This window comes from Granulicatella sp. 572.rep1_STHE (assembly GCF_001073445.1).
Classification (GTDB): domain Bacteria; phylum Bacillota; class Bacilli; order Lactobacillales; family Aerococcaceae; genus Granulicatella; species Granulicatella adiacens.
This window is the reverse complement of record NZ_JVBO01000024.1, coordinates 22487-33377: the sequence shown is the minus strand read 5'-3', so window position 1 is coordinate 33377 and position 10891 is coordinate 22487. Positions and strand designations below refer to the sequence as shown.

3 protein-coding genes are annotated in these 10891 nt (G+C 29.5%); 2 read left to right on the top strand and 1 reads right to left on the bottom strand.

The window, feature by feature from the left end:
- On the bottom strand, positions 1 to 497 hold a 497-nt coding region (locus ADH99_RS06225), incomplete at its 3' end, for a transposase (protein WP_049554915.1).
- Between the two features lie 225 nt (positions 498 to 722).
- On the opposite strand from ADH99_RS06225, the gene ADH99_RS06220 reads away from it, so the two are divergent.
- Together ADH99_RS06220 and ADH99_RS06215 are read left to right on the top strand one after the other, a co-directional pair.
- The gene (locus ADH99_RS06220) at positions 723 to 9647 is read left to right on the top strand and encodes an SNF2-related protein (protein ID WP_198408238.1); all 8925 of its coding nucleotides are present in this window, start codon (positions 723 to 725) and stop codon (positions 9645 to 9647) included.
- Positions 9648 to 9680: 33 nt separating this feature from the next.
- The gene (locus ADH99_RS06215; RefSeq protein ID WP_049554990.1) at positions 9681 to 10823 is read left to right on the top strand and encodes a single-stranded DNA-binding protein; all 1143 of its coding nucleotides are present in this window, start codon (positions 9681 to 9683) and stop codon (positions 10821 to 10823) included.
- Positions 10824 to 10891 lie beyond the last annotated feature (68 nt).

Genomic DNA, 10891 nt, shown 5'->3' with positions numbered 1-10891 from the left:
TGTTCTTTTCTCAAGGCTCTCAGTTTTTTTATAACAGCAATTTCAGCCTCTAAATATGCATTTCGTTCACGCAAACGAATTAATTCTTCTCGTTCTGATTCTGAAAGGGTATCTGATACAAGTTTTTTATTCATAACAGGCTCCTTAGATAATGCTTGTCCACTTTTCTCATTCTTTAGACCATTATATCCATAAGTTAGATACTTGTGAACCCAAGAACTTAATAATCCGTGATTAATTCCTGCTGGAAAAGAAACCTCTGTAAGAGTTTTCCCATTTAAAACCTGTAGAACAAATGTCAATTTTTCTTCTTGTGACCATTTTCTCTGCTTTTTAACGCGCTCTAACCCCTTAGGGCCGTGAATTTTTTCAATTTTATCCCATTCTACTATTTTTTTCCGAAAACTACTCTTCATAACTTTTTCAGGCGTTTCGGCCCATATTCCTTGTCGATATAATTCGACACATTTCATTTTGAACTCTGATGAGTAACGCATAATAAATACCCCCTTTACTGGTTTGTCCAGTAAAGGGGGTACATATCAGAGTCTACTTCCTTTTTTTCTGCTAAAAATCAGGGAGAGCAAATATCCTTCTCAAATCCAATAAGTCAAAGAGAAATAGATACATTTTTAATACATGGAGGAAATCATGAAGATGGAAGATTAGCAGTAATAGCAGAATTTTCTAAGGGTAAATCTTTAGAAGAACAGTCAGACTTTTTGAAAGAAATATATAGGGGAGCCAATGGTCTTGAAATTGAAGGAAGAAAGATATCTGCATGGTTTGGAAAGGAAGGAGCAATTTTTAAAGATGGAGATGAGGCAAGATATAGAGAAGGGCAAATAGTTTCTTGGAAAGATTTAGCTAATAATATTAATGATTTATTAAATAGAGGAGAATTTGCTAGCAACGTGGAGGTTATAGAAAGTGCCACATATGAAAGAGAAAAAATAGCAGAAAAATTATTGTATTTAAAGAGAGATCTTTCTGATGAAACTAAGGACAGATATTTAGCGATTCTTAATGATATAAAAGGAAGAGGCTTCCCAGATGAAAAAGAAAATCTCGGGAAAAAACTTGAAGATAAAAATTTTATAAATAAACTCAGAAAAGAATACGAGGTATTTTTAGAAGAATATAAGATTAATCCTGATATTTTAAGATTTCATCATTATAAATTATCTAGAATCTATAATGATATCAATGATCTAGAAATAGAAAGAAAATTATATAGGTCAAATTTAAAGGATATTGCACCTATTCAGAGTTTCATAACACAAGATGAGATAGATGAAAACTTAAAAAGAGGAAGTGGGTTTTCTGATGGAAAGAAAAGAATATATGAATTTTTCACTAAAAAGCATGATTTGAAAGAACAAGCAGACTTCTTGAAAAATGAATATGGCGTAGGTGGAAGTTCTCATGCACTATCTGCTGCAAGAGAAAGTGGTGAGTGGCACGATGCGAAGGGAATAAAATATAATAAAGGTAATGCAAAAGAAATACTACTATCTTGGTCTAATGTTGCAAGAAGAATTAATGACCTTATTAAAAAGAATAGATATATAGATGAAGAAAGTTTTCAAGGAAATAGGGAGAAAAAAACAGATCAGGAAATCAATAAAACAGAAAAAGAAAGCCAGGAGTATATAAATTATCAAGATGATTTGCCTCCAACTGATAATGATGTATATATGGAAAGAACAAATAATAGTTCTATATATTATTATCAAGGACAGTCTGTAGCAAGTATAGGTGATAATGGAAGACTTATCATTTATGATGAATTTATACCAAACTTTTTAAAAGAAGAAATATATTCCATAGCCTTTGAAAAACAATTAGATATACCATTAGACAAGTTAGACGATGGAATTATTCTTGAGGGAATACATGACACTTTTTATATTAAAGAAAAGGAAGAAATAGAAGGAAGAGAATATTACCTTTTAGAAAGTCAAAGTCGATATGATGATATTCCAAATATTGTAGTTAATTCTAACAAAGAAGTTATAGATGATGATATAGTAAATGGTTTTGAAGAATTTAAGGAATTTTATCCTAATAAAAATAAAGAGAATATAGGTTTTGATTTAGATAGCCATAGAAAAGATGATTATTGGATAATTGAGTTTAATGAGGGTTCAAGTCTAATAGAAAAAGATTATGCAGGACAAAGGCTGACTAAAGAACTATTAGATGAAATAAGGGAAATAGATGAAAAGATAAGACTTCATAATAAGACCTTAGGAGAAGATGAATATGGGCAGATGACTGATAAGTGGGAGGGGTATTCCAAATTCTATTTTAACCATATAGTAGATGGGAAAATAGTTGATCACTATAAGATAGACATAGGTGATGGAAATGAGATCAACCAAAGAGACTTTGAATTTCTTTATGAACAAATAGGAAAAAGTCAGATAGAACTTAATCAAACTATAGAAGAAAATAAGATAGATGAAAAAATAATTTCAATAAATCAAATTGAAGATAGAATTTTTGATGTATTAGTTAAGGATAAAGTTTTAGAAAATGAAATTATAAAGGCAAGAGAAAACTTAGGAAATAATACCTTAGCAAGTTTTAACTCTGTATTCCAAAGAGAATATGTAAAAATCATGAGAGAAGTTGCCGATAAGCAGGAAAATCTTCCAGATGATATGAAGTCAATAGATAAGGTTAAAGAATTAGGCATTAGAATAGAACATAGATATAGAGAATATTTAAATAATTCACTTGAAAACAATATAGAAGATGATAAGCAAATCCTCTCTATAAAAGTGGGTGATATAGTTAAAACAGAGGATAATAAATATTTAAAAATAAAAAATATTTCTAGTGGATATGATAATAACCATAATCAAATAACATATTATTCATATGATGCCTATTTTGATAAGGACTTAAAACTATTCTCACATTCCTTTAAAGGAAGCGATTTAAAAGCTTTAGAAGTATTAAGAAATGAAGCAGAAGAAAAATTAACAAAAGAGATTGTAGAAGATAAAATAGCGGTAAAAGTAGGATTTTATTATGCTTTAGTAGATAAAGAGAAAACAAAGGATATAGAACTAGAAGAAACAGGAATTAGAGTTTATCCAAGAAAGGAAAACTCACAAGGAAAGATCTACAATTTATATAAAGGGAAATCTTTTGAGGATAGCAGAAAAATAGACAGTTTGTTTGATGAAATTACTGTCAAAATGAAAGAAGTAAACCTTACAAATTTAAATGATGTATTAGAATTGGAAAGAGAAGGATTATTTGAAATTGCTGATGATAAAGTTACAAAATTTGAGAAAGGCTATGATATAGATGTTCAAAGTTTTAATCAGCAATTTCCGGATTATTATAATGATATATATGTTTTTAATAAAAATCTTGAAATCAGTGGTGCATATCAAAATTTAGCACATATAAATGAAGAAAATAAAATTACTTTTAATATAAATTTATCGCAAGAAGAAAAATCAAAAATTGAAGAAATAAGAGATAAAAAAGAAGTTCTTTCCAAGTTAATAGATAAGGATATCAAAGAAAAAAGAGAATACTATTTTGATCCTCAAAATGAAGAATACTTACTACTATCAAAGAAAATAGAAGAAGGACTATTAAAAATCCCAGATAGTATTAAGGAGACAATCGATGGAAAAGAAGGCTTTGATGTAGAGCTAATCTTAGATATAAAAGAAAAAACTCTAAGACAAAATTTACGATACAATGGATATATTTTAAATTCTAATCAAGCTATAAAATATAAAAGTTATAAGGACATATTAAGTAACTTACCTTATTTACTTGATGACAAACATAGAGAAGTGCTTTTAAATGGATATTTAAATCAGCAAATAGAAAATGATAGAACAAGGCAAGAAGAAAATCCATTTAAAGAAGGTATGAGTGTTAGATACAAAGGAAAAGAATACACTATAACCGCCATTAACGATAATACAAGTCCTAAAACTATAGAACTAGAAGATAGCACAGGACTAATGAATGGTTTTATTACTGGAAGTGAAACAATTCTTTTTAATGATTACAAAAATCTTGATTTAGAAGTATATAAATCTAGTGAAAAAGAAAAACAATCTATTGATAAAGGGGAACTAGTAGACCAAATCAGCTTTGAAGATATTGACAATAATAACGAAGAAGAAGTTAAAAAAGACAAAAAGACTGATAGAGAAAATATAGAAGGGATTTCTGAAGTTTCTTTAGAAAACTATAAAATTATTAATGAAGAAGAAAACCTACCACCTTCACAGAGATTAAAAAACAACATTGAAGCTATAAATGTCTTAAAGGCTTTAGAAAAAGAAAATAGAAGTGCAAGAAAAGATGAACAGGAAATTTTGACAAAATATATTGGCTGGGGAGGACTTTCTGATGTATTTGATGAAGAAAAGGAAGGTCAATGGCTTGATGCAAGAAACTTTTTAAAAGAAAATCTAACTGGGGAAGAATATAATAGGGCAAGAGAATCAACCTTAACGGCTTTTTATACGCCGAAAGTAGTTATAGACTCTATCTATGAAAGTCTTTCTAATCTTGGCTTTGAAAAAGGAAATATATTAGAACCAAGTGCTGGGACAGGGAGATTTATAGGAAATCTACCTGAAGAAATGAAAGAGTCAAACTTTTATGGAGTTGAATTAGATAGCATTAGTGGACAAATTGCCAAAGAACTTTACCCTAATGCCAATATACAAATAAAAGGATTTGAAGAAACCAATTTTTCTAACAACCTATTTGATGTGGCCATAGGAAATATTCCTTTTGGAGAATTTAAAGTAGCAGATCGTGAGTATGAAAGAAATAACTTTCTAATTCACGATTATTTTTTTGCTAAAACTTTAGATAAGGTTAGAGATGGCGGCATCATTGCATTTATAACATCTTCAGGAACAATGGATAAAAAAAGTGAAGATGTTAGAAGATATATATCAGAAAGGGCGGAGTTCTTAGGAGCAATACGACTACCTAATAGAACATTTAAAGGAGTAGCAGGTACAGAAGTAACTTCAGATATAATCTTTTTAAAAAAGAGAGATAGGCTATTAAAGATAGATGAAGACTGGGTAAAGCTAGATGAAAACGAAAAAGGACTAATATATAATAAATACTTTGTAGATAATCCTCAGATGGTAATAGGGACTATGGAAGAAATACCGTCAAGATTTGGGACAAGCCTTGCATGTATTGAAAATAAAGATATTTCTTTAGAAGAAGGACTAAAAAAAGCCATTAAAAATATTCAAGGTAGGTATGAAGAAGCTCAAATAAATGATGATTTAGGAGAAGAAACAATACCGGCTGATGATAGAGTTAAAAACTATTCTTTTGCTTTAGTGGATGATGAAATATATTTTAGAGAAAATTCAATTATGCAAAAAATATCCTTAAATGAAAAGGATAAAGATAAGGTAAAAGAATATTTAAGATTAAATGAAAGTCTAAGGAAAGTTATAACCTATCAAAAAGAAGACTATTCAGATGAAGAGATAAAAAAAGAACAAGAAAATCTAAATAAATTCTACGATGATTTCAATAGCAAACATGGAAGACTAAATTCAAAAACCAATAAAAAGTTATTTAGAGAAGATGCCAATTTTTCTTTAATTTCAACTTTGGAGAAATTAGATAAAGAAGGCAACTTTATAGGAAAATCTGATATCTTTAACAAGAGAACTATAAAAAAAGCTGTAATAATAGATCATACAGATAGGGCAATAGATGCTCTGGTACTCTCTATTAGTCAAAAAGGTAAAATAAATTTTGATTATATGGAAGAATTGACAGGAAAAACAAGAGATAAATTAATAGAAGAATTAAAGGGAGAAATATTTTTAAATTTAGATTCCTTTGAACCTAATGATATAAATCCATTTAAGTCTGCTAATGAGCTAGGAGATTTTTCAAGACCTTACGTAAGTGCTGATGAATACTTGTCAGGAAATATAAGAGATAAAATTGAAGTTGTAGACTCTTATATTAAAAACATCGAAAAAGAGTTAGGAAAGGAAGAAAATCTAGAGGATAGTAAACTCTTAAAAAAAGAATTAGAAGAGTTACATTTTCAAAAAGCAAAGCTAGTGGAAGTAATGCCTAAAGCACTAGATGCAAGTGAGATTACAGTTAGAATGGGTGCAACATGGATACCGGAACAAGATTACAAAAAATTTATGTTTGATTTGTTGAAAACACCAGTTTCATCAAGGTGGAATATAGATATTAAGTATTCTGACTTTACAGGAGAATATAGAGTTGAAGGAAAAAGCTCTGATAGGGACAATGACCTTGCTTCTTTTACCTATGGTACAAATAGGGTAAATGCCTACAAATTGATAGAAGATACTTTAAATTTAAGAGATACTAAGGTATTTGACCAAGTAGAAGACAGTGATGGAAAGAAAAAATCTGTGCTTAATCAAAAAGAAACAATGCTTGCAAGAAGTAAGCAAGAGATGATAAAAGAAGAATTTAAAAGCTGGATATTTGATGATGTGGAAAGAAGAAATAGATTAGTAGAAGATTATAACGAAAGATTCAATTCCATAAGACAAAGGGAATATGATGGATCTAATCTTACTTTTGAAGGAATGAATCCTGAAATAGAATTAAGAGCACATCAAAAAGATGCCATAGCAAGAGGTTTGTTTGGTGGAAATACTTTACTTGCCCATGAAGTAGGAGCAGGAAAAACCTTTGAAATGATAGGTATAGCCATGGAGTCAAAAAGACTTGGTATGAGTAATAAGTCAATGTTTGTTGTTCCTAACCACATTGTAGAGCAATTTGGAAGAGAATTTAATGAACTTTATCCAGGAGCTAATGTATTATGTGCTACAGAAAAAGATTTTACACCAGATAGAAGAAAAAGATTTTGTAGTCGTATTGCTACAGGAAGTTTTGATGCTGTTATTATAGGGCACAGTCAATTTGAAAAAATTCCTATATCAAAAGAAAGACAAGAATATGAATTGCAAGGTCAAATTGATGAAATCATTGACTATATAGATGAATATAAGAGAGAAAGGGATCAAAGATTTACTGTAAAGCAATTAGAAAAAACAAAGAAAAAATTAGAGACAAAGTTAGAAAAACTAAATGCTGATTATAAGAAAGATGACGTTGTAACCTTTGAGGAACTGGGAGTAGATAAGTTATTTGTAGATGAAGCCCACGCATACAAAAACCTCTATCTATTTTCTAAAATGAGGAATGTAGCAGGAATTACTTCTACAGATTCACAAAAATCATCAGATATGCTTATGAAATGCCGCTATATGGATGAAATAACTAATAATAAAGGATTAGTATTTGCCACAGGTACACCAGTAAGCAACAGTATGGCTGAACTTTATACCATGCAGAGATATTTACAGTATGATGAATTAAAAAAGATGAAATTGCAACATTTCGATTCTTGGGCATCTACTTTTGGAGAAACGATAACGGCAATAGAATTAAATCCTGAGGGTAATGGTTATAGGAGCAAAACCAGATTTGCAAAATTTTATAATCTTCCTGAACTTATGAATACTGTAAAAGGATTTATGGATATTAAAACAGCTGATGTTTTAAATCTTCCTACACCAATTGCCCATTATGAAACTATAAAAACAAAGCCTACTGAAGAACAAAAAGAAATTCTTGAAACTTTTTCCGAGAGAGCAGATAAGGTTCGTGATAAGCAGGTAGATTCAAGTGTTGATAATATGCTATTAATAACAAATGATGGGAAGAAGATGGCATTAGATCAAAGATTAATCAATCCTTTACTTCCTGATGATCCTGATAGTAAGGTGAATACCTGTATAAAAAATGTATTTAGCATTTGGGACAAATATAAAGATAAAAAATCTGCTCAATTAATATTTTGTGATATGTCTACACCAAGTAGTGATTTTAATATCTATGATGATATTAAAACAAAACTTATAGATATGGGAGTACCTGAAAATGAAATAGAATTTATTCATAAGGCAAAAAACAATATGGAAAAAGACGCTATCTTTGATAAGGTAAGAAAGGGAGAAATAAGAGTCTTACTTGGTTCAACACAGAAAATGGGAGCAGGTACTAATGCCCAAGACAAACTAATTGCAATTCACGATCTTGATATACCATGGAGACCTGCTGATCTTTCTCAAAGGGCAGGCAGGATTGTGAGGCAGGGAAATGAGAATAAGGAAGTCCATATATTTAGATATGTAACAGAAAATACTTTTGATGCCTACCTATTCCAAACCTTAGAGAATAAACAAAAATATATTTCCCAAATTATGACTTCAAAGACTCCTGTAAGAGTTGCAGAAGATGTAGACGAAGCCACATTAAACTATGCCGAAATCAAAGCTCTTGCAACAGGAAATCCATTAATAAAGGAGAAGATGGACCTTGATGTTGAAGTTTCTAAACTTAAAATGCTAGAGTCCAATTTTAAATCAAATCTTTACAAGCTGGAAGATAAAGTAGTTAAATTTTATCCAAAGGAAATAGAAAGATTAAAAGAAAGGATAGAGAACTTAAAGGAAGATATTAAAAATGTTGAGCCTTATAGAGAAGTAGATAAAAATTTAAAAGAAGATAATAAATTTACCTCTCTAATTATTGACGGAAAGAAGTATATAGATAAGAAAATAGCTGGAGAGTTTTTGTTGAACAAAATTAAGGGAGTTAAAATATATAGGGAAATGGATAAAGATGGAGAAAAAATAGGTGAATATAGAAATTTTGATTTATCCATAAAATATGATTCTTTTTTCAATAAATATAACTTTATATTAAAAGGTAAGGGAGAATATAGAGGAGAGTTTGGAACAGATGAAATAGGTAATATAACAAGAATGGATAATGTATTGGATAAATTACCAGAAAGATTAGAAAATACAATTTCAAAACTAAAAGATACAGAAGAGCAATTTCAAACAGCTAAAATTGAAATACAAAAGACATTTCCACAAGCTGAACTTTTAAAGGATAAGACACTGAGACTTGCAGAAGTAAATAATTTACTAGATATGGGAAAAAGTGAAGATATAAGCCAAGATAATCCATTACTAGAAGAAGTAAAGGAAGAATTGATAGACTTCCTTAACAGAGAATATGATGAAGAAAACAGGTTAGAGGACTTTGATACTATATTTCCTGACTTAACAGATATAGGAATAGCTTATACAACTACACCAGATGAAAAACATGAAATACAAGTAAGTTTAGATTTAATAAATTACAAGATGAACACCTATGTAAATAAGAACCTAATTGACAGCTTTCAATACACCTATGATCCCTTAGATGCAAGTGATTTAAAAGAGCTAGTACAGATAAAGACATCTATTGGCTTTTGGAATTTTAGTGAGCTTGTATCAGTAAATGAAGAAAAACTGAGAGAAGTAATGGGACTTGAAATAGATGATGATGGCAACTTCTATGATCCATTATCTAAAGATATGGATTTAGATGGAATAATAGATAGAAATGATGCTGATTTTAGAGATAGTAAAGTGCAGGAAATAGGAGATTTTGAAAGGAAAGAAAAAACATCTATTATGGATAAATTAAAGGAATATAAGGGAAATTTAGCAGTAAATAATAATATAAAAGAAATAAATAATAGTGAACCATGTGGCAGATAAAACTTTTAATGAGATTATTAGAGGAAAAAGAATATGGAATTTGATAGAGATAGATTTAATGAATTTATTCGAGAAAATTTTTCTTTTGATGGTAATACTCAGAGAATAATCAACAATATAGTTGAATATGGAATTAAAAATTTTGCCGATTCAGAAGATAAATTAGTTGGATTTATCCAGACTACAATTGATGATCCAACAGTTGAAGAAATAAAACAATTTATTATTAGTGACGGAAAGGAAGAAGAAATAAAAGATTTAACAGATAAGAAAGATAAAAATAGAAATGGAGGAATAAAAATGAATATAAAAAAGGGAAATGTAATTAAAACTGAATTTGGAGACACTATGGTATTGGATGTGAAAGATAATCAAGCTACCTTATTTGACGGAAAGCAATTTATTTTAGCCACAGGAGTAGAGTTTAACAAAGAAAGTGGAAAGTATGAATGGGATTCTGTTAGATACGCAAGTGATATAAAAACAATAGCAAATATGGAAAATACAAATTTTGAAAGCATGAAAAATACAATAGATTTTTTAGCAGAATATAATCATAAAGAATTTGTAAAAGGTATTATATCTCTTGAAACAGGAGTAGAAAATGATAATGTTCTTAATAATGCCTATGATAATTATATGAACGATTCAGTTATGGGTCTTATTGATGAAAAGTTTATTGAATATATAGACGAAGAAGAGTTAAAAGAAAATTTAGAAGCTAATCAAGAACAAGGAGATAAAGAGATGAAAGATATTGATAATAAAGAAAAGGATACATTAAATATAGATGGAAATATAGCAACTGATATAGAAATTAAAGATTTAAAATCAAAAGATGGGAGGGACTTTAAAGTAGCCTCCTTTTCTATTGCTGAAAATGACAAGGAAGGAAATGCAAAATTCATCAGCTGCTACGCCTATAATGACAAAATCAATCAAGTAAAAAATTTGAAAAAAGGAGATTTTGTACACCTATTTGGCAAAGAAAAGAAAAGTATGGGAAAGGATAATAAGGAATACACAAGTCTAAAAGTATACTCTGCAAAGTTATTAAAAGCTAAAGAGCATACTAAAGCAAAAGCATCAACACTAGGGAAATTAAAGGAATTTAAGACTAAAGGGGATATGAAAGTGGATGAAAAGAAGAAAAAGGATAATAGCATAGAAAGGTAAAAGATTATAGGGGGCAGGTTTTAGTCTGCCTCCTGTATTTTTTTATTAGTTGTCTTTAAGGGAAAATG

Coding starts and splice junctions, on each gene's coding strand:
- ADH99_RS06215 (WP_049554990.1), top strand. CDS start 9,681: ATGGAATTTGATAGAGATAGATTTAATGAATTTATTCGAGAAAATTTT.